Origin of the sequence: Sphingobium naphthae (assembly GCF_043589935.1) — a bacterium.
GTDB classification, from domain to species: Bacteria; Pseudomonadota; Alphaproteobacteria; order Sphingomonadales; family Sphingomonadaceae; genus Sphingobium; species Sphingobium naphthae_A.
In genome coordinates this window covers 47,666-73,867 of sequence record NZ_CP171455.1, presented here as the reverse complement: position 1 = coordinate 73,867, position 26,202 = coordinate 47,666, and the positions used below count along the sequence as shown (strand labels likewise).

Sequence of the window (26,202 nt, the reverse complement as noted above, 5' to 3'; positions counted from 1 at the left end):
GCGACCCTCTTATAGCCTGCTCCAAAATCAGGGAGCGGGATGATGAGGCGAATGGGCACAGGGCTGGCGATCCGGGGCGGCGCGGTGGCGCTCATGGCGACGATAACCGCCACTGCGGCGACATCGGCGCCGACGGGCGGGCGTCAGATGGAGCGGCTCGACCGCGCGCTGGTGGTGGTGCCGCTTTCGACGGGGCAGGGCATGCATGTCAGCTGGCGGCTGCTCGCGACCGATCCCGCCAATACCCGTTTCACCCTGTTGCGCGACGGCAAGCCCCTCCGCACGATCGCGGCGTCCGACGCCACCAGCCTCGCCGATCCGCAGGGCAGGGCGGAGAGCCGCTACAGCCTTCGCGACGCGCGCGGCAGGCCGCTTGCCGACGCTGCGCCCTGGACCGGCGGCTATCTTTCCATCCCGCTCGACCCGCCGGCCGATAGAACCACGCCCGATGGCGAGCGTTACAGCTACAGCGCCAATGATGCCAGCGTCGGCGACCTGGATGGCGATGGCCGCTATGAACTGATCGTCAAATGGTATCCCTCGATCGCGAAGGACAATGCCTTTGGCGGCTATAGCGGCGAAACGCTGCTCGATGCCTATAATTTGGACGGAAAGCGCCTGTGGCGCATCGACCTGGGGCGCAATATCCGCTCGGGCGCGCATTATACTCAGTTCATGGTCTATGATCTGGATGGCGACGGTCGCGCGGAGATCGCGATGAAGACCGCGGACGGCACGATCGACGGCGCCGGCAAGGCGCTTGGCGATGCCGCTGCCGACTGGCGCGAGACTGTGGGCGAACGGCCCCAGGCCGACCGCACCGGCGCCACCTTGCTGCCTGACGGACGCAGGGTTGCTCGCCTGCAAGGCCGAATCCTGCGCGGCCCCGAATATCTCACCATCTTCGACGGGCGCACCGGCCGCGCGCTCGCCAGCCAGCCCTATGCGCCGACGCGCGGCCCGGGCGGCGATGATCCGACGCCCGAGGCGATGGTCCAAAGCTGGGGCGATGCCTATGGCAATCGTTCCGAACGCTATCTCGCCAGCGTCGCCTATCTCGACGGGCGCCGCCCCAGCCTGGTCTTCGCGCGCGGCTATTATGGCCGCTCCGTGCTCGCCGCCTGGGACTGGCGGGATGGCAAGCTGACGCGTCGCTGGCTGTTTGACAGTAGCGCCCCGGGCCATCAGGGCTATGGCGGCCAGGGGAACCACCAGATGTCTGTCGCCGATGTGGACGGCGATGGCCGGGACGAGATCATCTATGGCGCAATGGCGGTGGATGAAGACGGCAAGGGGCTCTGGACCGCCCGGCTGTTCCATGGCGACGCGCTGCACGTCGCTGATCTCGACCCGTCCCGTCCGGGGCTGGAGCGTTTCGGCGTGCATGAGGATATGCGCGCCAACGGCAACATCGGCGCCGCCATGCTCGACGCGCGCACGGGCGAGCGGCTCTGGACCAAGCCGGCCGATCGCGACACCGGGCGCGGCATCGCCATCGACATCGATCCGCGCCATCCAGGTGCGGAGGCCTGGGCATCCAACTCCGCGGACCTTTGGGATGCGAAGGGTAACGTCATCCCCGGCGGCCACCCGCGCGCCGCCAATTTCGGCATCTGGTGGGACGGCGACGCGCTGCGCGAACTGCTCGATGGCGACCGCATCACCAAATGGAACTGGCAGGCGAGCAAGGAAGACCCGCTGCTCCTGCCGCAGGGCGTCGCATCCAACAACGGGACCAAGCGCAACCCGGCCCTTTCAGCCGACATAGTGGGTGACTGGCGCGAGGAACTGGTTCTGCGCAGCGCCGACAGCCGCGAACTGCGCATCTACGCCACCCCCTGGCCCACCACCATTCGCCACGCCACGCTCATGCACGACCCGGTCTATCGCCTGGGCGTCGCCTGGCAGAACAGCGCCTATAATCAGCCGCCGCATCTGTCCGTCGCGCTCCCGGTCGAACCGCACGACTGATCGTCAGCGAGGCGCAAGCCCGCCGATCAGCATGTCGACCAGCCCGGTGGCGATCGTCTCCGGGCTGTCGGGCCCGGCGGGGTCATGCCAGCGCGCCGGCCAGTTGAGCGCGCCGGCAAGGGCGAAGGCGCTCATCTTCACGTCGACCGGCGCGATCGATCCGTCGGCGACCCCTTCCGCGATCAGTGCGCGCAGCGTCGCGTCGATCTCCCGCTTGCGCGCGCGGATGCTGGCGGCGCTGGCGGGCGACAGCAGCTCGTCGCCGGTGCGCACCATGCAGCGGCCGAAATCATCCATGTTCGTGCGCGCATAGTCGATCAGGAAGCGCCGCAGCCGCTCCAGTCCGCTGCCCGCCTGCGCGCGCGCCTGCTCCGCCGCGCTGCGCAGCGGCTCCAGCCCGCGCGTCACGCATTCGATCAGCACCTGCTCCTTGTTGCCCAGATAATGGTAGATGGTCGGCTTGCTGATCCCCAGCGACGCCGCCACATCGTCCAGCGACGTCGCATGAAACCCATGCGCATTGAACATCCGCACCGCCGCGCGCAGCACCGCCTCGCGTTTGTCCGCGCGATCCTGCATCTTTTCCGCGCGCGTCCGGAACGGGGAGGGCGCGTCCTTGGTCTCTAGCGTCTGCATGCGGCGTCTCCTGTCATCAGCTTGACAAAAAACGCGGCGATAAGCAATATACTCACCAGTAGATTTGTCGGCGCAACCGCAATGCGCCGCCCGGGAAGAGGAACCATCATGCACCAGGATCCAGTCGTCATCGCCAGCTATGCCCGCACCCCCATGGGCGGCTTCCAGGGCGCGCTCGCGCCGCTCAAGGCGACGAATCTGGGCGCCGCTGCGGTCAAGGCGGCAGTCGAGCGCGCCGGGGTCGCCGCCGATGCGGTGGAGCGCATCTATATGGGCTGCGTCCTGCCGGCGGGCCTGGGCCAGGCGCCCGCGCGCCAGGCCGCGCTCGGCGCGGGCCTTGGCCTCAATACGCAAGCGACCACCGTCAACAAGATGTGCGGATCGGGCATGCAGGCCGCCATCATGGCGCATGAGGCGCTGGCCGCCGGCGCGGCGGACATTATCGTCGCGGGTGGCATGGAAAGCATGACCAATGCCCCCTATGCGCTCCCCAAGCATCGCGCCGGCGCGCGCATCGGCCATGATCGCATCATCGACACGATGATGATGGACGGGCTGGAGGACGCCTATGAACCCGGCAAGGCGATGGGCGTCTTCGCCGAGGAGGCGGTGCGCGACTATCAGTTCAGCCGCGCCGATCAGGATGATTATGCCATCCGCTCGCTCTCCCGCGCCAATGACGCGATCGCGTCGGGCGCCTTCCAGCGCGAGATCACGCCGGTCACCGTGCCGGGCCGCGGCGGCGACACGCTGATCGACACCGACGAACAGCCCGGCAAGGCCCGGCCCGACAAGATCCCGTCGCTGCGCCCCGCCTTCGCGAAGGACGGCACCATCACCGCGGCCAACGCCTCCTCCATCTCCGACGGCGCCGCCGCGCTGGTCATGACGCGCCGCAGCGTGGCCGAGCGGCTGGGCCTGCCGATCGTCGCCCAGGTCGTCGCCACCGCCGCCCATGCGCAGGAGCCCGCGAAGTTCACCAGCGCGCCGGTGCCCGCGATCCGCAAGGCGCTGGACAAGGCCGGCTGGTCGGTCGAGGATGTCGACCTGTTCGAAGTCAATGAAGCCTTCGCCGTCGTCGCCATGATCGCCGCGCGCGATCTCGCTATCCCGGCCGACAAGCTCAACGTCAATGGCGGCGCGACCGCGCTCGGCCATCCCATCGGAGCGTCGGGCGCGCGCATCCTCGCGACGCTGATCGCCGCGCTGGAGCATCGCGGGCTCAGGAAGGGGATCGCCAGCCTGTGCATCGGTGGCGGCGAAGCCACCGCCATGGCCGTCGAACTGGTCTGAACAGGAAGGGCTGATCCATGGACATGCACAATATCGCCGCCATCGTCACCGGCGGCGCATCGGGCCTGGGCAAGGCGACGGCGACGATGCTCGCCGCCCATGGTGCGCGCGTCGCCATCCTCGACCTCAACGAAGCGGCCGCCAGCGCCGCCGCGCAGGATTTGGGCGGCTTGGCCTTCGCGCTCAACGTGGCGGACGATGCGGCCGTCGCCGCTGCGCTCGATGCGGCCGAGCGGGCGCATGGCATCGCTCGCATCCTCGTCAACTGCGCCGGCGTCGCGCCTGCGGCCAAGACCGTGGGCAAGGACAATGTGCCGCACGCGCTCGACCTGTTCCGCCGCACGGTGGAGGTCAATCTGATCGGCAGCTTCAACCTCATCTCGCAATTCGCCGCCCGCGCCGTGGCTGCGGACGATGTGTCGGGCGAACGCGGCGTCATCGTCAACACCGCGTCGGTCGCCGCCTATGATGGCCAGGTCGGCCAGGCCGCCTATGCCGCGTCGAAGGGCGGCGTCGTCGGCATGACCCTGCCGGTCGCGCGCGATCTGGCCCAGCACCATATCCGCGTCATGACCATCGCGCCGGGCATCTTCCGCACGCCGATGGTGGAGGGCTTCCCGCAGCATGTGCAGGACGCGCTCGGCGCGCAGGTGCCGCACCCCAGTCGTCTCGGCGATCCGGCCGAATATGCGCAGCTGGTGGAATCGATCATCCGCAATCCGATGTTGAACGGCGAAGTCATCCGCCTCGATGGCGCGATCCGCATGGCGCCGCGCTGATCCCCTGTCTCCCTCGCCGGACAGGCGTGTCGATCCACCTCCCTGCATAAAGATATTGCTTGGCGGTGGATAGAAAGGATACGCATGATGCGTCTTGCCGTCTCAAAAGGACAGAAATAGAGGCGGCGGCGGAGGAGCGGGGCGATGGGCGCATGATGGGATCATGGGCCCCGGTTGCCCTGCTGGATCGCCCGGCGTGCCTGTTGGGCAGGAAGAGGGAGAGGGGCCAGTGAAGATCGCGATCGTGCGGGAACAGGCGGACGGCGAACGCCGCGTCGCTGCGACGCCGGAAACCGTCAAAAAATTCGGGGCGCTCGGCGCCGACGTGGCGATAGAGGCGGGCGCGGGCCTCAACGCCTCGATCGCGGATGCCGACTATGCCGCCGCCGGCGCGACCGTCGCGGACCGCGCGGCAACGGTGGCGAGCGCCGACATCATCCTGGGCGTCCAGGGGCCAGCGCCCCACAGCATTGCTGGCGCGAAGCCGGGCGCCTGGATCGTCGCGGGCCTCAACCCCTTTGGCGATCGGGGGAGGATCGCCTCTTATGCCGCCGCTGGCTTCGAGGCGCTGGCGATGGAATTCATGCCCCGCATCACCCGCGCCCAGTCGATGGACATTCTCTCGTCCCAATCCAACCTGTCGGGCTACAAGGCGGTGCTGGACGCGGCTGCCGAATATGGCCGTGCCTTCCCGATGATGATGACGGCCGCCGGCACCGTGTCGGCGGCGAAGCTCTTCGTCATGGGCGTGGGTGTCGCCGGGCTTCAGGCGATTGCGACCGCCCGGCGTCTGGGCGCGCAGGTCAGCGCCACCGATGTGCGCGCCGCGACGAAGGAACAAATCGAATCGCTCGGGGCCAAGGCGATCTTCGTGGAAAAGGTCGCCGGCATCGAAGGCGAGGGCGCGGGCGGCTACGCTACCGAAATGTCGGACGAATATAAGGCGGCGCAGGCCGAACTCGTCTCGGGTCATATTGCAAAGCAGGACATCGTCATCACCACCGCGTTGATCCCGGGCCGGCCCGCGCCGCGTCTCATATCCGACGCGCAGATCGCCACGATGAAGCCCGGCAGCGTCATCGTCGACTTGGCGGTCGAGCAGGGCGGCAATGTCGAAGGCGCGGTCGCGGGCGAGATTGTGGAACGCCACGGCGTGAAGATTGTCGGCCATCGCAACATGCCCTCGCGCCTCGCCGCCGACACCTCGGCCCTGTTCGCGCGCAACCTCTATAATTTCCTCTCCGCCTTCTGGGACAAGGAAAAGAACGCGCCGGTGCTGGACGACGAAATCGGCACCGCCATCCGCCTCACCCAGGGCGGCAAGATCGTCAACGAACGGCTTTTGGGGTGAGCCGGCTTCGGATCCCGCCGTTCCTCCCCTGTCAGGGGAGGTGGCAGGCGAAGCCTGACGGAGGGGTGTCAGCCTGTCGATGGCGCGACACCCCTCCACCAGCCTGCGGCTGGTCCCCCTCCCCTTCCAGGGGAGGATGATTGTGCTGCAAGGGGCGGGCGGCCGCGCGAAGATGCTGCGCAGGAAAATGTCCTTGCCCGAAGTGCTGCTGTGGCAGGCGCTCAGGCAACGGCCCAGCGGCTTGAAATTCCGCCGCCAGCATCCTGCTGGCCCCTATATCGCGGATTTCTACTGTCATGAGGCCCGCCTCGTCGTCGAAGTGGATGGCGAATCCCATGACAGGGGCGATGCGCCTCGGCGGGATGCCGTGCGAGACGCTTGGTTCGCAGCTCGGGGTGTCGCGATCCTGCGTATCCCGGCTGGGGAAATATTGAACGAATTGAACAATGTTGTGACCGCGATCGAGGTGCGGGCAAATGATTTCATAGGGGAGGACTAGAATGGACTTCATCTCCATCCTGTCGATTTTCGTGCTGGCGTGCTTCGTCGGCTATTATGTCGTCTGGTCGGTGACGCCGGCGCTGCATACGCCGCTGATGGCGGTCACCAACGCCATTTCCTCGGTCATCATCGTCGGCGCGCTGGTCGCTTCGGCGGAGGCGGGCAGCGCGGCCGCCAAATATCTCGGCCTGCTCGCCGTGGTGCTGGCGTCGGTGAACATCTTCGGCGGCTTCGCGGTCACCGAACGCATGCTCGCCATGTACAAGAAGAAGGAACGCAAGTGATGCACGAACTCGCGCCCGTCTCCCCCTTCGTCGCGCTCGCCTATCTGATCGCGGGCATCCTCTTCATCCTGGCCCTGCGCGGCCTGTCGAGCCCGGCGACCAGCCGGCGCGGCAACCGCATGGGCATGATCGGCATGGCGATCGCAGTCGTCACCACGCTCTACACCCATGACATCGCCAGCCTGCCGGAAATCATCGGCGCGATCCTGATCGGCGGCGGCATCGGCTTCGTCATCGCCCGGCGCATCGCCATGACCGCAATGCCGCAGCTGGTCGCCGCCTTCCACAGCCTTGTCGGCCTCGCCGCGGTGCTGGTGGGCGCGGCCGCCTTCCTCAATCCCGGCGCCTTCGGCATTCTCGACGTGCTCACCGGCCAGATCCATCCGGCAAGCCGCGTCGAAATGGGCCTGGGCGTCGCGATCGGCGCGATCACCTTTTCCGGCTCCGTCATCGCCTTCCTGAAACTGAACGGCAACATGTCGGGCAAGCCGATCCTGCTGCCCGCCCGCCACCTCATCAACCTTGGCACATTGGCCGCGATCCTGGGTCTCGTCGCCTATTTCACGACCGATCAGTCGCCCTGGATCTTCTGGACGGTGACGGCCCTGAGCTTCGTCATCGGCTTCCTGCTGATCATCCCGATCGGCGGCGCGGACATGCCCGTGGTCGTGTCGATGCTCAACAGCTATTCGGGCTGGGCTGCCGCTGCCATGGGCTTCACGCTGGGCAACAGCGCGATGATCATCACTGGCGCGCTGGTCGGCTCGTCGGGCGCGATCCTCAGCTACATCATGTGCCGCGCCATGAACCGCAGCTTCCTCAGCGTCATCGCCGGCGGCTTCGGCGCGGAAAGCGGCGGCGGGGCCAGCGGCGCGGCGGCGGTCGACCGCCCCTACAAGCGCGGCAGCGCGGAGGACGCGGCCTTCCTGATGAGCCAGGCGGACAGCGTCATCATCGTGCCGGGCTATGGCATGGCCGTCAGCCAGGCGCAGCACGCCCTGCGCGAAATGGGCGACATGCTCAAGAAGGAAGGGGTCAGCGTCAAATATGCGATCCACCCCGTGGCGGGCCGCATGCCCGGCCATATGAACGTGCTGCTGGCCGAAGCGAATGTCCCCTATGACGAGGTGTTCGAACTGGAGGACATCAACAGCGAATTCGGCCAGGCCGATGTCGCCTTCGTCATCGGTGCAAATGACGTCACCAACCCGGCGGCCAAGACCGACAAGAGCTCGCCCATCTACGGCATGCCGATCCTCGATGTCGCCAACGCCAAATCGGTGCTGTTCGTGAAGCGCTCCATGGGCGGCGCTGGCTATGCCGGCGTCGACAATGACGTCTTCTACATGGACAATACGATGATGCTGCTGGCCGACGCCAAGAAGATGGTGGAGGAAATCGTCAAGGCGCTCGACTGATCGACCCGTCGTCGGCCAGGATGGCATCGTCCGTCCCGGCCGGCGGCGTCTTGTCCTGCCCCGCCACCACGACGGTGACGGTCAGGTTCGCGCTGGCGCTCGCGACCGTTCGTGTCATGTCGAGCAGCCGGTCGAACGGCAGCACGAAGCCGACCACCAGCGCCGTCTGTTCCGGCGCGACGCCGACCGTCGAAAGCACCGCCGCCAGCATGAAGAGCGAAGCCGACGGGATCGGCGCGGTCCCGAAGGCGGCGAGCGATCCCGTCAGGAGCATGATCGCCAGCATCGCCCGGTCGGGCGCCACGCCCAGCGCCTGCAGGCTGAAGACGCTGAGCAGCCCCACATACATGGCCGTTCCATCCTTGCCGATGCTCGCCCCGATCGGCAGCACGGTGGACGCGATGGCGGGCTCGATCGCCAGTTGCTCCTGCGCCACCCGCAGCGCGACCGGCAGCGTCGCGGCCGAGGATGCGGTGGAAAAGGCGACAACCAGCGGGTCCACCGCCGCGCGGAAGAAGCGCCGCACCGATCGCCGCGCGACCAGCCGGATCAGCGGCAGGTGCACCAGCATGATCTGCGCCGCCACGCCCAGCACGACGCACAGCGCCAGCCAGCCGATGTTCGTGAAGACCGCGACGCCATTGTCCGCCACCGCCTGCGCGATCAGCGCCAGCACGCCGAAGGGCGTCACTTCCATCACGATCCGCACCAGGTGGAACAGCACGCGCCCGGCCGATTGCAGCACCGCCGCCATCGGCCGGCCTTCCTCGCCCGCCAGGATGACGCCGAAGCCGAACAGCATCGCGAAGAAGATGATCGCCAGCATGTCGCCTTCGACCAGGGCCGTCACGATGTTGACCGGCACGATGCCGACCAGCTGGTCGTGCAGCGACTTGGCCTCGCCCAGCGCATGGGGCGTCGCCCCGCCCAGCGCGGCGCCGGTCCCCGGCTCCACCAGCAACCCCAGCGCCATGCCGATCGACACCGCGCAGGCGGTGGTCGCGGCGAACAGCAGGACGGTGCGCCCGCCCACCGACCCCAGCCGGCGCGGGTCCGCAAGGGCCGTCACGCCCGATGCGATCGACACGAACACGATCGGCACCACCAGCATGCGGATCAGCCGCACGAACAGCTCGCCGATGAACGCGATTCCCGGCGCGGCGGCCGGCCAGAACAGCCCCAGCAGCACGCCGATGACCAGCCCGCCGACCACGCGCCGCCACAGCGGAATGGCGAACCAGCGGCGCGCCGGCCCCATCGTCAAAGCCCGCCCCAGAAGCCCGCCTGCGCCGGCATCAGATAGCCCGCCGCGCCGGTGACGCCGCCGGCCCGGTCGGCCGCCAGCCACAAGGGACCGTCCAGATCGACGAAATCGCTCCGCGCCGCGATCGCCCAGGCGGGTGCGATCGACAGCGACGAACAGATCATGCAGCCGGTCATGACGCCCAGCCCCCGCGCCCGCGCAGCCTCGGCCAGCGCCAGCGCGGCGGTCAGCCCGCCCGCCTTGTCCAGCTTGATGTTCACCACGCCATAGCCGTCGGGCAGCGTGTCGAGATCGGCGGCGACGTGCACCGATTCATCGGCCGCGATCGGAATGACGGAGCGGTATCCGCGCAGCGCCGCATCCTCCTGCGCGGGCAGCGGCTGCTCCAGCAGGTCGATGCGCAGGGCCTCGGCCAACCCTTGCATCGCCTCCACCTGTGCGATCGTCCAGCTTTCATTGGGATCGACGATCATGCGCGGCGCGGGCGCGGCGGCGCGCACGGCGCGCAGCTGCGCGACCGGGTCATTGGCGTCGACCTTGACCTTGATCAACGGCGCGTCGGCCAGCGCGGCGGCGGCCTGGCCCATCCGCTCGGGCGTGTCCAGCCCCACCGTCATCGCCGTGGCGATGGGGCGCAGCGGCCTCTCGATCCCGGTCGCTTCGGCCAGGCTGCTGTCGGCCAGCCGCAGCTCCAGGTCCCATAGCGCGCAATCCACCGCGTTGCGCGCCGCGCCGGCGGGCAAGATCTCCAACAGCCCGCGCCGGCTGACCCCCGTCTCGATCGCCACGCGCACTGCTTCGATCTCGGCGATGCTGGCGGCGACGCTTTCGCCATAGCGGGGATAGGGGACGCATTCGCCCCGGCCGACGACGTCGCCCTGCGCCAGCGTCACGGTCACGACCTCGGCCGCCGTCTTGACGCCGCGCGAAATGCGGAAGGGGGTGGCGAGGGGGAATGTCTCGCCCATCACGGTCAGGGTGCGGCGCATGAGGATCAGATCGTCTCCGTGGCGGCGGGCGCGTCCATGGCCAGCAGCAGGTCGACCATCGCGTCCACCCCCATGCGATAGGGATCGGAACAGGGCAAGCCGAACATGTCGGCGGTGCGCGCGCACAGGTCCGCCGCTTGCGCCGCGTCCATCGCCGACGTGTTGAGCGCGATGCCCACCGCCCGCACCTGCGGGTTGGTCAGCCGCGCCGCGCGCAGATTCGCTTCCAGGCAATCGTCCAGGCGCGGCGGCTGATAATGGGGCAGGCCGCGCATGGTGCGGCGCATCGGGTCGTGGCACAGCACCAGCGCGTCGGGCTGCGCGCCATGCAGCAGGCCGGTGGACACGCCTGCGAAGGACGGATGGAACAAGGATCCCTGTCCTTCGATAAGGTCCCAGCCGCCGTCGGTCCGCTCGGGCGAAATCTGCTCGATCGCGCCGGAAATGAAGTCCGCCACCACCGCGTCCAGCGGCACGCCATCGCCCGCGATCAGGATGCCGGTCTGTCCCGTGGCGCGGAAGTCTGCCTTGACGCCCCGCGCCTGCAGCGCGCGGGCCAGGCACAGGGTCGTGTACATCTTGCCCACCGAACAATCGGTGCCCACGGTCAGCAATCGCTTGCCCGCGCGCCGCCGGCCCGTGCCGACCGGAATGTCGGGGCGCGGATCGCGCACATCGTGCAGCGTGCGGCCCAGCCGCGCCGCCGCCGCCGCCAGCCTCGGCTCGTCCTTCAGCCGCTGGTGCAGGCCCGATGCGATGTCCAGCCCCGCCTCCATCGCCGCCAGCGCATCCTCGACCAGGTCGTTGCCCAGCCGCCCGCCGGCATTGGCGATGCCCAGCACCAGCGTGCGCGCGCCCGCGTCATGAGCGGCGGCGAAGTCCAGCCGCGGCAGCCCCAGCGTCAGCCCGCAATCGTCATGGCGGAACTCGCCGACGCAGATGTCGGGACGGAACACCGCCAGCCCGCGCGACGTCTTGATGCCGATCTCGTCATTGCTGTGGCCGAGATAGAGGAGATAGGGGGTGGCGATCATGAATGTGCGAACCTGGATGATGATGGGAAGCGGACCTTATCGCCCGACCGCCCGCCGCCCCAATATCCATGTCCGCATAGGCTATAGCCTGGCGCTATAGGCTCTCTATAACTTCGGACAGCAGGTCCAGAAACTCCGACGCCGTCCGCGACGGCGGCCGGTTCTGCAGATAGACCGCGTTGATGTCAAAGGTGATGGCCGGCTGCAGCGGGCGATTGGATAGGCCCGGCGCGGGCGCGGCATGGGCGGTGAAATTGTCGACGATCGCCATGCCCACGCCCGCCCGCACCAGCGCGGCGGCGATATAATAGGTCCGCGCCGACACCACTTCGTTCAGCTCGACGTCCTGGCGCTTCAATTCGCTCGACAGCATCCGACCGATCGGCCCGCTCTGCACCGGGCTGATGAACTTGTGATCGCGCAGTTCCTCCAGATGCAGCCGGCTCGGCGCATCGGGCATATCCTCCTCGCGATAGAGCACGACCAGCTCGCCCTCGCCCACTACCTGATGCGCCACCGGCGCGGACAGCGGCACTTCGAAACTGATCGCGATGTCGGTCTCGCGCTCATATAATTTGCGCACCATTTCATCATGATGCAGCGTCTGCAGGTCGAACATGATGTCTTCATGCCCCTGCAGGAAGCGCGCGACGGCATCGGGAATGGCGCCCAGCCCCAGCGAAGGGAGGGCCGATATGCGCAGCAGTCCGCCGCGCCCGTGCCGCATATTCTGCGTCGCCTGGCGCAGCGACCGGACGCGCTCCTGAATGTCGGCGACCTCGTCGAACAGGGTGCGGGCATCCTGCGTCGGGATCAGCCGCCCCTTGGCCCGCTCGAACAGCGGCAGGCCGATGGAGCGCTCGGCATGGCGCAGCACCTTGGTCACCGCGGGCTGCGACACGTTGAGCGCGCGGGCGGCGGCGCTGACCGTGCCGTGCAGGTAGACGGCGTGGAAAATCTCGATCTGGCGCAGGTTCATCGGTCGGTCCCCTCTGGCTGCGGCCTGTATTTCTGGTTCAACGACCCGGCGGCATCTTACCCCTATGCCATCGGGTTATGGCCCGCGCAACCGAGCGCCTCTGGACGGCGCGCGCCTGTCCGCGCCATGGTGCCGCTTTGGTTTACCCAGCAAGGGACCCCGCTCATGCCGCATTCGCTCGCCCGCCGTTCCTTTCGCCGCGCGGTCCGCGCTTTGCTGCTGTCGGGCGGCCTGGCCGGCGCGGCCGCGGCGGGTGGCGCTGCCCCGGCGCCGCAGGCCGACGTCCTGATCGCCGGCGGCACCATCTATGATGGCGGCACAGGCAAGCCCTATGTCGGCGATGTCGCGCTGAAGGGCGACCGGATCGTCTATGTCGGCCGCGCCGCGCCGATGCAGGCGGCGCAGCGGATCGACGCGCGCGGGATGATCGTCGCGCCCGGCTTCATCGACGCCCACACGCATGCCGATGGCTTCCTGCGCTCGCCCGACCCGGCCCAGCGCGTCAATGCCGCCTGGCTCGACCAGGGCGTCAGCACCGTCGTCATCGGCGTCGATGGCTATGGCACGCCCGATGTCGGCGCCGATGCCGCCAAAATCGAAGCTTCGCGCGTCGGCACCAATTTCATCCCCTTCGTCGGCTTCGGCGCGGTGCGCCAGCAAGTCCTGGGTCAGGATGCCCGTGCCCCCAATCCGCAGGAACTGGATGCGATGAAGGCGCTGGTGGCCAAAGGCATGTGCGAAGGCGCGACCGGCTTTTCCGCCGGTCTCTTCTACGCGCCGCAAAGTTTCGCCAAGACCGACGAGGTCGTCGCCGTTGCGCGCGAAGCCGCCATCCGCGGCGGGCTGTACGACACGCATCAGCGCGACGAATCCAGCTATTCGATCGGCCTGCTCGGCTCGGTCCGCGAAGCGATTGCGATCGGCCGCCAGGCCGGCATGCCCGTTCATTTCGCGCATCTGAAGGCGCTGGGCGTCGATGTGCAGGGACAGGCGCCGGCCGTGATCGCGGAAATCGAGGCCGCGCGTAAAGCGGGCCAGGACGTCACGGCCGATCAATATCCCTGGCTCGCCTCCGGCTCCAGCCTCGACGCGTCGCTGCTGCCCCGCTGGGCGGTGGATGGCGGCGGCGTGGCGCTGCTCAGGCGGCTGGACGATCCGGCGACCCTGGCGCGGATCCGCACCGAGATGAGCGAAAATATGCGCCGGCGCGGCGGCCCCCAGTCGCTGCTGCTGATCGCCCAGGGCTTTCCCTGGACCGGCAAGACGCTGGAGGAGGTTGCAGCCCAGTGGCGCCTCGACCCGCGCGACGCCGCGCTGCGGATCATCCGCCAGAGCATCGAGAAGGAAAAGGGCCGGGGGACCGCCGTCGCCTCCTTCAACATGGCGCAGGCCGATGTCGACCTGCTGATGCGGCAGCCCTGGATCGTGACCTCGTCGGACGGGTCGGACGGCCACCCCCGCATGTTCGCGACCTTCCCCGAAAAATATGTCCGCTATGTCCGCGACCGGCCGGTCATCGACCTTGTGACCTTCGTGCGCCAGTCGACGGGGCGGACGGCGGACATCTACAAGATCGACCATCGCGGCTATCTGCGCCCCGGCTATTATGCCGATGTCGTCGTCATCGACCCCGCCCGCTATGCGCCGCGCGCCGACTATATGCATCCGCGCGAACTCAGCGTCGGCGTGACCCGGCTGTTCGTCAACGGTGCGCTCGCGGTCCGTGATAGCCAGACCACCGGCGCCACCGCCGGCCGCGCGCTGCTGCGCCCCACGCCGGCCCATTGTCCACCGCGCTAAAGCTTAGTTAGCTAACTAACGACCTCTCATATTTTATGCGTGTCGCGTTCGCTGTCCATATTCGGCACGTCGCCTGAACAGGAAAAGGGGCGGAAAACCGCTGGTTTTCCGCCCCTTTTCCGTCGCGCCAGCGCGTCGGCTCAGTTGGTCTTGAACCGCACACCCACCCGGAAGGCGCGGCCCAGCAGGTCGCTGTAGGTCGAATTGGCCGACAGGCCGGTTTCCGGCAGCAGGATCGGGTCCTTGTCGAACAGGTTGGTGATGTTGAAGAACAGCTGCCCGTCCGACCCGCCGACGTTGATCTTCGCGGTGAAGTTGAGGTCGGTGTAGAAGGTGCCGTCGATATGGTTGCTGTTGGTCGTCGGGTTGGTCGCCGTGCTCGTCGGGCAGTCGGTCGTGCAGACGATATAGGTGTTGCTGTAGGTGCCCGAACTCACCCCACGGCCCACAGCGGTGATGGAATAGGTCGGCGTGTCGAAGGTCGCCGACAGGCGGAAGATCCAGTCCGGCGTGCTTGACTGGCCGCTATTCTGGCCGACCGTGTCCACCGGCACGGAAATGCCATTGTCGACCAGATTTTCCAGATAGTTGGTTGCCGTCCCGCGCAGCGTCAGAGTGCTGGCGCTGCTGTTGAAGATCTGGTCCAGCGGCACGCGATAATTGGCTTCATAGTCGATGCCGCGCACCTTCACCCGGGCGAAGTTGAACGGGCTCGCCGACACGAAATAGTCGCGCACCCCTTCGGGATCGGGGATGATCGCCGCGCAGAAATCCTGATAGCCCTCGGTGCAGCGCTGCGCGATGTCGTCGGCGTAGAACTGGCTGATCGCGTCCGACACCTTGGTGCGGAACCAGTCGATCGAGAAGGAAAAGCCTGGCAGGAAGCGCGGCTGCAACACCGCGCCCAGCGTCAGCGTGTCCGCCTTCTCCGGCCGCAGCGAAAGGTTGCCCGTGGTCAGCTCGCGGAAGGTCGCGCCGGCATATTCGCCGACCGCCGTGCTGGTGCTGAACGTATTGGTGCGCGATGTGCCCGACTGGAACAGCTCGTTCAGATTGGGCGCGCGAATGTCGCGCGACCGCGTCCCGCGCAGGCGGATGTCCTCGATCGGTTGCCAGGTCAGGCCCGCCTTCCAGGTCGTGACCGTCCCTGATGTGGAATAGTCCGTGAGGCGCGCCGCGCCGTTGAACTCGGCGCCCAGCCCCAGCGGCACCACCGTCTCGACATAGGCTTCCTTGACATTGTAGCTGCCGAAGGTCGCCCGGAAATTGCCGACCGACCAGCCGCTCTGATATTCCTCGGGCACATAGCCCGATACTTCTTCCTTGCGATATTCCCCGCCGAGCGCGACGCTGACATCGCCCGCCCAGGTGGCGAAGGGCGTCACCGACAGGTTGATGCCGGCGACCGTCTGCTTGAAGCGCTGGTCGCGATAGGGATCGCCCAGCACCCATTCGACCGCGGCGGGATCGGCAACGCCGACGCCCAGGCGGTTGAGCGGGATACAGCCATTGGTCGGATCGGTCAGGGTCGACCGGCAGACGATCGACCCGTCGCCCGCGAACACCGCATCGGTCGCCAGCGCCATGCGCGACGTGTTCATGATGTCGCGCAACAACTCATGCGTGTCGGTCTGGCCATATTGGCCATAGGCGTCCCACACGGCCTTGTTGCCGAACATCTGGAACTCCCCGCCCGCGCCGATCGCATAGCGCTGCACCTCGCGGCTGCTGTTGTTCTTGCGATAGGGCAGATCGGCCGCCGACGTGCCGAGCGTCACCGACCTGACGCCAGCGAGCGCCGCGCTGCCCAGCGCCTGGATCAGATAGGCATTATCCGCCGCCAGGGTGAAGGTCGATGCCTGCGGCCCCGAATTGAACAGCGTCTTGTTCCAGTTGTAGGACGCCTCGCCGAAAACCTCGATCCAGTCGGCCAGCTCATAGCTCAGCCGCCCGTAGATGCCGCGCCGGTCGTCGGTCGCGTCCAAGCCGATCCGACGCGACGTGTCGTTGATCTGCCAGTCGCCGCCCACCGTCTGCGAACTGTCGGTCAGCGACCCGAACTGATATTGCTGCGCAACACCGCCCTGATCGAAATAGGTGCCGCGCAGCGTGCTCGTCCCGCCCACCTGCGAGCGGATGATGCTGCCCGGAGTCGCGTTCCACGTGCCCGCGCCCCGCACCACCAGATTGGCCGGTTCGCCATTGGTTGCGGTGTAATTGGGATTGGCGAGCGTGCGGTAGCCGATCTGGTTCCAGTCGCGATCCACTTCGAAAATGCCGTCGCGATGCGCATATTCGCCCGCGATCAGGATGTGGCCGCGCCCACCGGCGAAGCTTTTGCCGAACGCGCCCGAAAAGCTGTAGTTGAACCCGTCGCCCTTGTCGGTGATGCCGGTATCGGCGTCGATCTTGAACCCTTCATATTTCTTGTCGAGCACATAGTTGACGACACCCGCCACCGCGTCCGACCCGTAGGCGGCCGACGCGCCGCCGGTCACGATCTCGATGCTCTTCACCAGCGACTGGGGGAAGGTGTTGATGTCGACCAGCCCGGTGATGGTGGACCCGACCGATCGCCGCCCGTCGAGCAGCACCAGCGTGCGCACTTCGCCCAGGTTGCGCAGGTTCATCGTGTTGATGCCCGCCAGGCCCGAACTGATCGCCAGGCGCGAATTGGCTGGACGCGTGCTGCCCGCGAGCGACGGAATCTGGTTGACGAAATCGGCGAGGTTGTTGGTCGGCGACTGGTTGAGGATTTCTTCCTGCGACACCACGGTCAGCGGCGTGGGCGACTGGAAGCCGTCGCGCACGATGCGCGTGCCGGTGACGATGATCTGGTCCGATCCTGTCGCGTCCGCCCTTTGCTGCGGCGTCGCGGCTTCCTGGGCCGCGCCGGGCGCTGCATGGACCAGGGCCAGGGCGGTCATCGCCAGGCCCAGACTGTGCCGATGGCCGATCGGCCGGCGAGACTTTCCGAAATCACCCATATTAACCCCCTGTCGCGAGGGGTGGAGCTGCACGCGATTGTTTGCGTGCGCGGCGTCAGAGCGCCGTCTGGCCCGACCCTTTCTTCATCCCATGGTTGCGGGGCCAAGCGCATCGCCTTGCCAGCTCTGCCTTGTCGCCACCTGGCGCCGTGCCACTCCCGCCCGGATGGCGGAACGCGGCCGGTTCCATGACGAGAAGGTTACAGGGCGGCAACGGCTGGTCAATAGATTTGGTATTACTTTGATCGCATAAAGGTATAGCCGAATGGAATGGCGGGGTGAGGCGCGCAGATCGTGGATCATGGATAGCCCGGAGTTATGGCCAGCGCCCCCCTTGCTATAGCCCCGCGTGGCCATCCTGCGATAGGTCTGGCGCCTCTCGCGCTCCAGCAATTCAATCGGATAGACAAAGGGAGGCTGTGTTGATCCAGCGTCGTGCATTCCTGATGGCCACCGCGGCCGCTCTCGCCCTGCCGGGCAGCCTCGGCTGGGCGCAGAAGACGGCCCAGGCGCGGTCCAGCAGGATCCGGCTGACCGGCCTGCGCGCACCGATCGACATCGTCGAGGATGCGCTGGGCGTGCCGCATGTGCGGGCGAATTCGCTGCACGACGCCTATTTCGGTCAGGGCTATCTGGTCGCGCGCGACCGGCTGTTCCAGATCGACATCGACCATCGCCGCGACATGGGGCGCATGGCCGAGGGCTTCGGCGCGGCCTTCGTCGCCGCGGACAAGGCGGCGCGGCTGTTCCATTATCGCGGCGACATTGATGCTGAATTCGCCAGCCTGCCGCCCGGCGTGCTGGAATGCGCGCAAGGCTATGTCGCCGGCGTCAACGCCCGCATCGCGGAGCTGGAGGCGGACCCGGCGCAGATGCCGCTGGAATATGGCATATTGGGGTTGCGCCCGATGCGTTGGGACGTGCGCGATCTCGTCCGCGCGCGCGGCATCGGCATGGGGGACGCCGACGACGAAGTGCGCCGTGCCCAGATGCAGGCAAAAGGCGTATTGGACGTCGATCAGCTGATGGCGCCGCTTCGCCCGGCTTGGTCCTATCGCGTGCCCGAAGGCCTGGATTGCGCGGCGGTCAGCGAAGCGGACCTGGGCGTGTTGCTGCCATCGGCGCGGCCGGTGCCGTTCGACGCGATCGAGGAAGCTGCGCTCGATCCGGCGGAGCGGCGCGCCGATCGCTTCGCCCAGGGCAGCAACGCCTGGACCATCGCGGCGTCGCGCAGCGCGACCGGTCGCCCGATCCTGGCCAATGATCCGCATCTGGGCATTGGCGGCTTCAGCCCGCGGCACATGGTGCATCTGACCGCGCCGGGCCTGGACGTCATCGGCGGGGGCGCGCCCGGCCTGCCCGGCATCATGCAGGGGCATACGGATCGCTTCGCCTTTGGCCGCACCAATTTCCACATCGACCAGACCGACCTGTTCATCCTGCGCACCGCGCAGAAGGACCCCGATCTCTACTGGCACCAGGGGCAGTGGAAGCGGTTCGAAACCTATGAGGACGAGATACTGGTCAAGGACGGTCCACCGCAGCGCGTGACGCAGCGTTATGCCCAGGGCCGACCCATCGTCGCGCAGGACCCCGCACGCCAGCGCGCCAGCGCCTTCGCCACCGTCAGCATGCTGCCCGGCGGCAATATGCGCTTCGCCATCATCGCCATCAACCTGGCGAAGGACTGGACCAGCCTGCGTCAGGCGTTCCGCATCCACACGTCGCCCACCAATTTCCATTATGCCGATATTGACGGCAATACCGGTTGGCAGACCATCGGCTTTACGCCGGTCAGACCGCGGCATGACGGCCTGTTCCCGGCTCCTGGCGACGGCGCGTTCGACTGGACGGGCATATTGCCGGTCGAGGATATGCCCCATGTCTACAATCCCAAGGAAGGCTGGTTCGCGTCGGCCAACCAGATGAACCTTCCCGCGGACTATCCCTATGACAAGAAGATCATCAGCTTCAGCTGGAGCGATCCGTTTCGCTATAACCGCATCTCCGAAGTTCTGAACGCGCAGCCCCGGCACAGCATTGCGGACAGTATCGCGCTCCAGCACGACGTCCAGTCGCTGCCCGCCCGCGCGCTGCTGGCGCTCCTTCCGAACACGCTGTCGCCCGACGCCGCCAAGGCGGCCGGGCTGCTGCGCCGGTGGGATTGCGGGATCGAGGCGGATAGCGCGGCGGCGCTGCTGTATGAAATGGTGATGCCCGAACTGCTGGCGGGTTTCCGCGACCTTGTCGTCCCCGCCGCCGCCCGGACCTTCATTCCGTCGGTCAACCTGTTCGAAATGCTCGTCATCCTGGCCAAGCCCGATGCGCGGATGGGCGCTGATCCCGGGGCGGAGCGCGATGCGCTGATCGATCGCGCGCTCGCGGCGGGGTGGAGGAAGGCGCAGGCCGATGCCGGGGCAGATCCGGCGGCGTGGCGCTGGGGCGACCTGCACCGGGTGAAGATCACCCATCCCCTGTCCTCGCTGCCCGGCATTGCCGCGGCCTTTCCGCCGATCGAGGGCGGTCGGTCGGGCGGGGACAGCTACACGCCGATGGCGCGGGGCTTCAACGCCAGGCGCGGCTACCAGGTGTCGCACGGCGCCAGCTATCTGCTGGTCGCGGATGTGGGCGCCTGGGACAATAGCCGCTTCCTCCTGCTGCCCGGCCAGTCGGCCGATCCCCGATCGCCGCGCTATAACGACTTCTACCCGCGCTGGCTGGCCGGCGAGATGCAGCCGCTCTGGTTCAGCCGGCAGACGGTGGAACGCCACGCGGCCGGGCGCATTTTGCTGACGCCGGGCTGATCGCTACAGCGCTTCGGCAAGAGCGACGAGCGCCCGGTCGACCGCGGCGCTCGCCTGCGCGTCCGTGCCGTCGGGCATGTCGTTGGCGAGGGCGGAGAAGACCAATGTCCGCCCGCTCTTCGTCACCACATAGCCCGAGAGAGCGCGCGCGGCGTTGAGCGATCCGGTCTTGGCGAACAGCTTGCCCTCCAGGATCGTGCCTTTGAAGCGGTTGCGCAGCGTGCCATCCTGCCCGGCGACCGGCAGCGTGTCGCGCCATGCCGCGCCCCAGGGCTGGCGCGCGATCCAGGTCAGCAGGGTGACGGCGGCGCGCGGGCTGATGCGGTTGTAGGAGGACATGCCGGACCCGTCGGCGAAGCTGTAGCTGGCCTTCGCCACGCCCGCCTGCGCCATCAGCCGGTCGAGCGCGGCCTGTCCATCGGCGATCGAGCCGCTGCCCTGCGCGCGCGCCACGCGCCGCAGCATCAGGTCGGCGTGGAGATTCTGGCTCTGCTTGTTGATGATGCGCATATCCTCCGCCAGCGGCAGGGCCGGCAATTGGGCGAGCAGCGGGGCGGCGGGCGGCCGCGCGGCGGGCGCTCCGTTGCGGATGGCGGGATCATCGCCGGGGCCAAGCGGGCGATGACGGGTGCGGATGTCGCCGGTGACCGTCACGCCGCGCGCCCGCAGCAATGCGCGCAGCCGCCAGGCGGCGTGATGGGCAGGATCGTCGACGCTGAAATGCAGGGTCGCGGGTGCGGCATCGACACCGATCGTGCCGGTAAGGCGGACCAGCCGGCCATTGGGCGCGCGGTCGGCGACGATCGCCTGCGCCTTGCCCGGCACGGTGACGACGCGATTGTCGATCCGGTAATAGCCCGCCGCCCGCACCGTCGGGGGCGCCCCGATCGCGCCGGGAACGACGCTGGCCGTGCGTTCATTGTCATCCAGCGTCAGCGCGGACATGCCGGTGCCATAGCGCGACTGGATATTGTTCCAGCTCATGCCCGGGCCCCAGCGTTCGTCGGGATACCAGCTGTCGTCGCCGATGACGTCGCGCACGCGCCGGGTCCGGACGGCGATGGCGTCGGCCAGCGTCTGCAGGCAATCGACCCTGCAATCCTCTGCGCTGGAGAGGCGTGCGTCGCCCCGTCCTTCCAGGATCACGTCGCGCCTTTCGATGCGCACGCCCGTGCCCTGCGCGGCGCGGTCGAGCGCCGCGAGATCGGCATAGGCGGTTGCGGTGGTGAACATCTTGGTATTGGACGCGGGGATGAAGCGCTCGTCCGGCGCGATGGCGAGCACGGGCGCGCCGTCCAGCGTCGCGACCAGCAGCCCGTAGCGCGCGCCGCTGGGCCCCTGCTCAAGCTGGTGCGCGATGGCGGAGAGCGGCGGCGGCGGGGCAGTCTGCGCGGCGACGCCGGAGAACGGCAGGGCGAGGGCGACGGCGAGGGTGGGCAGGGGCAGGAGCATGCGCATGAGGCCGATCATAGACCGCAAGCAGACCGGTTGAACAGGCGGGGGCAGGGCATGATCCATAACCTGTGGCAATGCCCCGCCGTCACGGCCGGCGAGCACGGTCGAGTGGGTGCGCTCCCGCAAAATGGGGCCAGGGTCTGCCCTACCGAAGTTCACAGTGTCGTCGGCCTTTTTCGGCCCGAAGCGACCGGAAAGCGCCCGCGAAGCGACACCGACGCGACAGGCAAGAGCCGGCGCGGTCCGATCGGCGGCAGAGGGTTGGCGACGTCCTTCATCCCCCAGGATAGATCAGAGAAAATCCTATTTTGGAAGAGAATTGCGTCGGCGATCGACGTTCCGGCTGGCGCCTGCGGTCTTCACAGTGGGCTATCCTTGGGATTGACCTCGATCCCACGCCTCCACCAGCGCTTCGCCTACCGCAGGGCGCAGGGCGAAGATGCCGCTGTCGCCATGGCGCGTGGGATGGACGCGGTTGGTGAGGAGGGTCCAGGCGAGGCCGCGGTCGAAATCGATCCACAGGCCCGTGCCGGTGAAGCCGGTATGGCCGATCGCGTCGGCCGAACAGGCGTCGCCGCCCGACCAGCCGGGAAAGGCGCGTTCCCAGCCGCAGGTGCGATGGCCTTCCTGCGCGATGCGGGCCTGCGCCACCATGGCGGGGGAGAGGATCGATCCGTCGAGCATGCCCAGCGCAAAGCGCAGCACGCCATCGACCGTGCCGAACAGGCCGGCATGGCCAGGCGCGCCGCCCAGCGCATGGGCGTTTTCGTCATGCACTTCGCCCTTGAGCACGCGGCCGCGCCAGCTGCAGGCTTCGGTCGCGACCGCAGGACCGGGCGGCGGGCCGTAGCTGAGGCCTTCGCCCAGCGGCCAGGCGGACAGCGGCGCGCCGGTGATGCGCTCGATCGCGATGCCGAGCAGGATGAAGTTGATGTCGGAATAGACCGCCGGGCCGTGCCGCCATTCGCGCTGGAGCACGAAGGCGCGCAGCCGCGCGGGATCGTCGCCATAGGTGTAGATCGGCTCCACCGCCGGCAGGAAGGTGCGATGGGCCAGGCAATCGCGAAAAGTAAGGGCGCGTTCCGCCGCATGCGCCACATCATATTGACGCAGATCGGGAATGGCGTCGGTCAGCGGCCGGTCGAGGTCGAGCCGGCGCTGCTCCGCCAGCTGCAGGATCATGGTGGTGGTGGCGATCACCTTCGACACCGAGGCGAGGTCGAACCAATGGTCGCGGGTCAGCGCTTCGCGCTGCGGCACGATGGCCGCCGATCCGGCGAGGCGGACCGCGGACCGACCGTCGGCGGTGACGATGCCGAGCGTCGCGCCGGGGATGCGGCCGCTCGCCACGGCCCCCGCGGCGGGCGCGAAGGCGGCGTCGCAGACCCGATCAATCATGGCCGGCGCCCGCTCTTGGCCGGACGCGCATGACGATCGGCAGGAACAGGATGGCGGCGAAGCTCAGCGCGCCCGACAGGATGAAGAAGCCATCATAGCCGATCTGCTTCTGGATCGCGCCCGCCGCGCCGCCGATGAGGCGCGGCAGCAGGAAGGCGAAGCCCGACAGGAAGGCATATTGCGTGCCGGGATAGCGCGGGCTGACCAGCATGGAGAGGTAGACGACGAACACCGCCCCCTCCAGACCATGGCCGAACTGATCGACGCCGGCCGCGACATAGAGGACGAAGGCGGAGGGCTCGGCATACCAGAGCCAGACGAACACCCAGTTGCCGATCGCCGATGCGCAGGCGCCGATGATGAGCGCCACCGTCATCGGCAACCGCGCGGCGCACAGGCCGCCGAGCGCCACCCCCGCCATCGAGCAGGTGAGCGCGACGATGCCGTCGGCCACGCTGATCTGTTCCAGGCTGTAACCCGCCGCATTCCAGAGCGGGTGCGACAAGGTGAGGGTCAGCACGTCGCCCATGCGGTAGAAGGAGACGAAGGCCAGCACCGGCAGCACGGCATAACCGAAGCGCCAGAAAATCTCGACATAGGGCGCGATGAAGCCCGGCATCTTTGCCGGCGCATCGGCGGGCAGGCGGCGGATGCGCGGCAGGGCGATGGCGAGCGCGACGAAGGGCAGAAGCGCGATGGCTAGGACGATCGGCGTGACATTGGTCTGCGCCGAAAAGCCTGCGCCCTGCACCGCCGAAAGCGCCGCCCACCCGATCAATGCGGTGGCGAGGCCGACGATGGCGATCAGAGCGAGGCTGATGAGCGTGCCGCTGGCGAGCGCGCCGATGCGGCCGGTCGCGCCCGGCTGCTCCGGACGCATCGCGGCGAGCATGGGGAAGGGCAGGAAGGCGGCGATCGCGATGGCGAGATAGGCCCAGGTCCAGTCCGCCCAGGCGGCGACCAGCACCGCGCCGCTGCCCGCCGCGACCATGGCGCTGCGATAACCCCAGAGGTTGGCGGCGACGATCGGCCCCTGCTGCGCCTGGGTCGGCGCGAGTTCAATGCGCCAGCCATCGGCGGCGACTTCCAGCGTGGTGGTCCAGAAGGCGAGCAGGATGGCGAACAGGGCGGTGAGCGGCAGGCTCTGGTCGCTGGAGGTGAAGGCCATGGCGACCATCGAGAGGAAGATGCCGAGCTGCGAGAGCATGATCCAGCCGCGCCGCCGGCCCCAGAAGCGGGAGAAGCCGGGCACGCTGTAGCGATCCAGCAGCGGCGCCCAGACGAATTTGAAGGTCGGCAGCAGCGCGATCCAGGCGAAGAAGCCGATGATGACGATATCGACGCCATGGCGGGCGAGGCGCAGCGTCAGCACCGCGTTGAACATGTAGAAGGGCAGGCCGGCGGAAAAGCCGAGCAGCAGATAGAGGCCGAGCGTGCGCATCGGCGGCCGCGGGGCGGGCTGCGCCTGCGCGCCGACCGGCGTGGCGGCGATGGACGCGCTCATCAGCCAATCTCCTTGAGTTCGGTGACGAAGTCGTAGCGGTCGCCGCGATAGACGGAGCGCGTGAATTCGACGGCGCGGCCGCCCAGGATGCGCGTCAGCCGCTCGATCCGCAGGACCTCGCTATTGTGGCGGACGCTGAGCAGCCCGGCTTCGGTCGGGGTGGCGAGCGACGCGCGCACCCGCTGCGTGCCGGAGGTCGGGCGAAAGCCGCTGCGGCCCATGGCTTCATAGAGGGAGTCGCCGATCGCTGAGAGGTCGGGCAGGCAATCGGCGGGGACGACGGCATGCTCGATCGCCAGCGGCTCGCCGCCCGACAGGCGCACCCGGCCCAGCCGCGCGACGCGGGCGGAAAGGGCGATGGCGAGCGCGGCGGCTTCCTCCTCGGTCGGCTGGGCGTAATTCTTCATCATCCAGATGACGCCGGGATCCTCGCCGCGCGAACGCGCGTCATGCGTGAAGCTGGAGAGGACCGAGGCGGGCGCTTCGATCCGGCGGGCGACGAAGGTGCCCGACCCCTGCTTGCGGAACAGCACGCCTTCCTCGATCAGCTGTTCGATCGCCTTGCGCACGGTGACGCGCGAAATGCCCGCCATTTCGCTGAGGTCGCGTTCGGACGGCAGCGCGTTGCCCGGGGTGATGCCGCCGCTTTCGATATGGTCGCGCAGGTTGCGCGCCAATTGCAGGTAGAGCGGCGTTCCGTCGTCGCTGCGCGCCACCAACTTGTCCCGCATCGCTTACTCCCCCCCTTTTGCCGCCGCGATCGCATCCGCCAGATTGTGGCCATGGTCGGCCAGCAGCCGCCCCGCCGCTTGCGCATCGACGCCGATCGCGATCAGCACCGCCTGCTTGATGTCCAGCCCGGCCAGATCCAGCGCGCGGGCCGCGGCCGGCCGGTCCACCCCGGCGATGTCGCAGACCATCTGCTCGCCGCGCGCGCGCAGCTTCGCATTGGAAATGCGCATATTGACCATGCGGCCGCGATGGACCAAGCCAAGGCGCAGCATGATCGCGGTCGACAGCATGTTGAGCATCGCCTTCTGCGCCGTGCCCGCCTTCATCCGGGTCGATCCGGCGATGATTTCGGTGCCGGTGTCGGCGACCAGGCCATGGTTCGCACCCGCCGGCAGCGGCGTGCCGTCATTATTGGCGATTCCGATGGTGAGGGCGCCAGCGGCGCGCGCGGCGGCGATGGCGGCGCAGGTGAAGGGGGTGCGGCCGCTGGCGGCGACGCCGATCACCACATCGTCTGGGCCGATATGGGCGGCGGCGACGGCGGCGCGGGCGGCGTCGGCGTCATCCTCCGCTCCTTCGGCCGCCTGGGTCAGCGCGTCGAGTCCGCCCGCCATCAGGAAAAGCAGCCGATCCTCCGGCCAATTATAGGTCGGATAAAGTTCGACGCCGTCCTGCACCGCGACCCGGCCGGACGTGCCCGCGCCGACATAGACGAGCCGCCCCCGCGCGCCCAGCCGGGCGGCGGCGGCTTCGGCGGCCTGCGCGATACGGGGCGTCTGCGATCCGATCGCGGCGATGGCGGCCATCTGCCCCTCCAGCATCGCTTCGACGGCCAGCGTGGTCGGCCACTGGTCGATGTCGACATAGCGCGGATCGATGGCTTCGGTACTCATGCAGGGCTCCATGGCGAAGGCATTGACGCGAGGACGGGATCGGTTCAGCTTCGAGGGGACAGGCGGAAGGCCGGCGCGCCCTGCATTGGTATTGTCCGAACCGCTTTTCGATGCAACCAAATTAAATCCA

General features: G+C 68.0%; 20 protein-coding genes. 9 read left to right on the top strand and 11 right to left on the bottom strand.

Annotated elements, in window-relative coordinates; all coding sequences use genetic code 11:
* Nucleotides 1-42 precede the first annotated feature (42 nt).
* Nucleotides 43-1,971, top strand: coding sequence for a rhamnogalacturonan lyase (locus ACGGKE_RS15460; protein ID WP_394443112.1), 1,929 nt, complete (start codon nt 43-45; stop codon nt 1,969-1,971).
* Nucleotides 1,972-1,974: 3 nt separating this feature from the next.
* Here ACGGKE_RS15460 and ACGGKE_RS15455 read toward each other — a convergent pair whose 3' ends face one another.
* Entirely contained in the window at nt 1,975-2,607 is a 633-nt protein-coding gene (locus tag ACGGKE_RS15455; protein WP_394442764.1) for a TetR/AcrR family transcriptional regulator, read from the bottom strand.
* Nucleotides 2,608-2,715: 108 nt separating this feature from the next.
* On the opposite strand from ACGGKE_RS15455, the gene ACGGKE_RS15450 reads away from it, so the two are divergent.
* From ACGGKE_RS15450 to ACGGKE_RS15425, 6 genes are all read left to right on the top strand, one after another.
* The gene (locus tag ACGGKE_RS15450) at nt 2,716-3,900 is read left to right on the top strand and encodes an acetyl-CoA C-acyltransferase (protein WP_394442760.1); all 1,185 of its coding nucleotides are present in this window, start codon (nt 2,716-2,718) and stop codon (nt 3,898-3,900) included.
* Between the two features lie 17 nt (nt 3,901-3,917).
* Complete coding sequence (locus tag ACGGKE_RS15445; RefSeq protein ID WP_394442757.1) at nt 3,918-4,679, top strand: SDR family NAD(P)-dependent oxidoreductase; 762 nt, start codon at nt 3,918-3,920, stop codon at nt 4,677-4,679.
* Between the two features lie 229 nt (nt 4,680-4,908).
* Entirely contained in the window at nt 4,909-6,030 is a 1,122-nt protein-coding gene (locus ACGGKE_RS15440; protein WP_394442754.1) for an NAD(P) transhydrogenase subunit alpha, read from the top strand.
* 136 nt (nt 6,031-6,166) lie between these two features.
* On the top strand, nt 6,167-6,529 hold the full coding sequence (locus ACGGKE_RS15435) for an endonuclease domain-containing protein (protein WP_394442751.1): 363 nt from the start codon (nt 6,167-6,169) through the stop codon (nt 6,527-6,529).
* Nucleotide 6,530: 1 nt separating this feature from the next.
* Nucleotides 6,531-6,815, top strand: a complete 285-nt coding sequence (locus tag ACGGKE_RS15430; RefSeq protein ID WP_066518381.1) for an NAD(P) transhydrogenase subunit alpha — start codon at nt 6,531-6,533, stop codon at nt 6,813-6,815.
* Entirely contained in the window at nt 6,815-8,233 is a 1,419-nt protein-coding gene (locus ACGGKE_RS15425) for an NAD(P)(+) transhydrogenase (Re/Si-specific) subunit beta (RefSeq protein WP_394442748.1), read from the top strand. Before ACGGKE_RS15430 ends, ACGGKE_RS15425 begins: the two co-directional genes overlap by 1 nt.
* Here the strand turns inward: ACGGKE_RS15425 and ACGGKE_RS15420 are convergent.
* The 4 genes from ACGGKE_RS15420 to ACGGKE_RS15405 all read right to left on the bottom strand — a co-directional run bounded on the left by ACGGKE_RS15420 (nt 8,217) and on the right by ACGGKE_RS15405 (nt 12,499).
* Nucleotides 8,217-9,491, bottom strand: a complete 1,275-nt coding sequence (locus tag ACGGKE_RS15420) for a dicarboxylate/amino acid:cation symporter (RefSeq protein ID WP_394443110.1) — start codon at nt 9,489-9,491, stop codon at nt 8,217-8,219. The genes ACGGKE_RS15425 and ACGGKE_RS15420 overlap by 17 nt on opposite strands.
* A gap of 2 nt (nt 9,492-9,493) precedes the next feature.
* A complete protein-coding gene (gene dgcA, locus ACGGKE_RS15415) occupies nt 9,494-10,486 on the bottom strand; it encodes an N-acetyl-D-Glu racemase DgcA (RefSeq protein ID WP_394442745.1) in 993 nt (330 codons plus the stop codon).
* A 5-nt stretch (nt 10,487-10,491) separates the two neighbouring features.
* Nucleotides 10,492-11,520, bottom strand: a complete 1,029-nt coding sequence (dgcN, locus tag ACGGKE_RS15410; RefSeq protein WP_394442741.1) for an N-acetyltransferase DgcN — start codon at nt 11,518-11,520, stop codon at nt 10,492-10,494.
* 94 nt (nt 11,521-11,614) lie between these two features.
* The gene (locus tag ACGGKE_RS15405; protein ID WP_228165238.1) at nt 11,615-12,499 is read right to left on the bottom strand and encodes a LysR family transcriptional regulator; all 885 of its coding nucleotides are present in this window, start codon (nt 12,497-12,499) and stop codon (nt 11,615-11,617) included.
* A 165-nt stretch (nt 12,500-12,664) separates the two neighbouring features.
* Here ACGGKE_RS15405 and ACGGKE_RS15400 point away from each other — a divergent pair, with 165 nt between their 5' ends.
* Nucleotides 12,665-14,299 (top strand): amidohydrolase family protein, encoded by a 1,635-nt coding sequence (locus ACGGKE_RS15400; protein WP_394442737.1) that lies wholly within the window; start codon nt 12,665-12,667, stop codon nt 14,297-14,299.
* 140 nt (nt 14,300-14,439) lie between these two features.
* Here the strand turns inward: ACGGKE_RS15400 and ACGGKE_RS15395 are convergent, their stop codons facing one another.
* Nucleotides 14,440-17,286 carry a TonB-dependent receptor plug domain-containing protein gene (locus tag ACGGKE_RS15395; protein WP_394442734.1) on the bottom strand — a complete coding sequence of 949 codons (2,847 nt, stop codon included), beginning with the start codon at nt 17,284-17,286 and terminating at the stop codon, nt 14,440-14,442.
* A 422-nt stretch (nt 17,287-17,708) separates the two neighbouring features.
* Between ACGGKE_RS15395 and ACGGKE_RS15390 the strand changes: the two genes are divergently transcribed.
* Entirely contained in the window at nt 17,709-20,090 is a 2,382-nt protein-coding gene (locus tag ACGGKE_RS15390; RefSeq protein WP_394442731.1) for a penicillin acylase family protein, read from the top strand.
* Nucleotides 20,091-20,093: 3 nt separating this feature from the next.
* Here the strand turns inward: ACGGKE_RS15390 and dacB are convergent, their stop codons facing one another.
* The 5 genes from dacB to ACGGKE_RS15365 all read right to left on the bottom strand — a co-directional run bounded on the left by dacB (nt 20,094) and on the right by ACGGKE_RS15365 (nt 26,072).
* Nucleotides 20,094-21,548: a D-alanyl-D-alanine carboxypeptidase/D-alanyl-D-alanine-endopeptidase gene (gene dacB, locus ACGGKE_RS15385; RefSeq protein ID WP_394442728.1), complete on the bottom strand. Its 1,455-nt coding sequence runs from the start codon at nt 21,546-21,548 to the stop codon at nt 20,094-20,096.
* Nucleotides 21,549-21,914: 366 nt separating this feature from the next.
* On the bottom strand, nt 21,915-22,943 hold the full coding sequence (locus ACGGKE_RS15380; protein WP_394442725.1) for a serine hydrolase domain-containing protein: 1,029 nt from the start codon (nt 22,941-22,943) through the stop codon (nt 21,915-21,917).
* Complete coding sequence (locus tag ACGGKE_RS15375) at nt 22,936-24,447, bottom strand: permease (protein WP_394442722.1); 1,512 nt, start codon at nt 24,445-24,447, stop codon at nt 22,936-22,938. The genes ACGGKE_RS15380 and ACGGKE_RS15375 overlap by 8 nt, the downstream gene beginning before the upstream one ends.
* The gene (locus tag ACGGKE_RS15370; protein ID WP_394442719.1) at nt 24,447-25,178 is read right to left on the bottom strand and encodes a GntR family transcriptional regulator; all 732 of its coding nucleotides are present in this window, start codon (nt 25,176-25,178) and stop codon (nt 24,447-24,449) included. The genes ACGGKE_RS15375 and ACGGKE_RS15370 overlap by 1 nt, the downstream gene beginning before the upstream one ends.
* A 3-nt stretch (nt 25,179-25,181) precedes the next feature.
* Nucleotides 25,182-26,072 (bottom strand): N-acetylmuramic acid 6-phosphate etherase, encoded by an 891-nt coding sequence (locus ACGGKE_RS15365; RefSeq protein ID WP_394442716.1) that lies wholly within the window; start codon nt 26,070-26,072, stop codon nt 25,182-25,184.
* Between the last annotated feature and the right edge of the window lie 130 nt (nt 26,073-26,202).

Coding starts and splice junctions, on each gene's coding strand:
- ACGGKE_RS15460 (WP_394443112.1), top strand. CDS start 43: ATGAGGCGAATGGGCACAGGGCTGGCGATCCGGGGCGGCGCGGTGGCG.
- ACGGKE_RS15455 (WP_394442764.1), bottom strand. CDS start 2,607: ATGCAGACGCTAGAGACCAAGGACGCGCCCTCCCCGTTCCGGACGCGC.
- ACGGKE_RS15450 (WP_394442760.1), top strand. CDS start 2,716: ATGCACCAGGATCCAGTCGTCATCGCCAGCTATGCCCGCACCCCCATG.
- ACGGKE_RS15445 (WP_394442757.1), top strand. CDS start 3,918: ATGGACATGCACAATATCGCCGCCATCGTCACCGGCGGCGCATCGGGC.
- ACGGKE_RS15435 (WP_394442751.1), top strand. CDS start 6,167: ATGATTGTGCTGCAAGGGGCGGGCGGCCGCGCGAAGATGCTGCGCAGG.
- ACGGKE_RS15430 (WP_066518381.1), top strand. CDS start 6,531: ATGGACTTCATCTCCATCCTGTCGATTTTCGTGCTGGCGTGCTTCGTC.
- ACGGKE_RS15425 (WP_394442748.1), top strand. CDS start 6,815: ATGCACGAACTCGCGCCCGTCTCCCCCTTCGTCGCGCTCGCCTATCTG.
- ACGGKE_RS15420 (WP_394443110.1), bottom strand. CDS start 9,491: ATGGGGCCGGCGCGCCGCTGGTTCGCCATTCCGCTGTGGCGGCGCGTG.
- dgcA (WP_394442745.1), bottom strand. CDS start 10,486: ATGCGCCGCACCCTGACCGTGATGGGCGAGACATTCCCCCTCGCCACC.
- dgcN (WP_394442741.1), bottom strand. CDS start 11,520: ATGATCGCCACCCCCTATCTCCTCTATCTCGGCCACAGCAATGACGAG.
- ACGGKE_RS15405 (WP_228165238.1), bottom strand. CDS start 12,499: ATGAACCTGCGCCAGATCGAGATTTTCCACGCCGTCTACCTGCACGGC.
- ACGGKE_RS15400 (WP_394442737.1), top strand. CDS start 12,665: ATGCCGCATTCGCTCGCCCGCCGTTCCTTTCGCCGCGCGGTCCGCGCT.
- ACGGKE_RS15395 (WP_394442734.1), bottom strand. CDS start 17,286: ATGGGTGATTTCGGAAAGTCTCGCCGGCCGATCGGCCATCGGCACAGT.
- dacB (WP_394442728.1), bottom strand. CDS start 21,548: ATGCGCATGCTCCTGCCCCTGCCCACCCTCGCCGTCGCCCTCGCCCTG.
- ACGGKE_RS15380 (WP_394442725.1), bottom strand. CDS start 22,943: ATGATTGATCGGGTCTGCGACGCCGCCTTCGCGCCCGCCGCGGGGGCC.
- ACGGKE_RS15375 (WP_394442722.1), bottom strand. CDS start 24,447: ATGAGCGCGTCCATCGCCGCCACGCCGGTCGGCGCGCAGGCGCAGCCC.
- ACGGKE_RS15370 (WP_394442719.1), bottom strand. CDS start 25,178: ATGCGGGACAAGTTGGTGGCGCGCAGCGACGACGGAACGCCGCTCTAC.
- ACGGKE_RS15365 (WP_394442716.1), bottom strand. CDS start 26,072: ATGAGTACCGAAGCCATCGATCCGCGCTATGTCGACATCGACCAGTGG.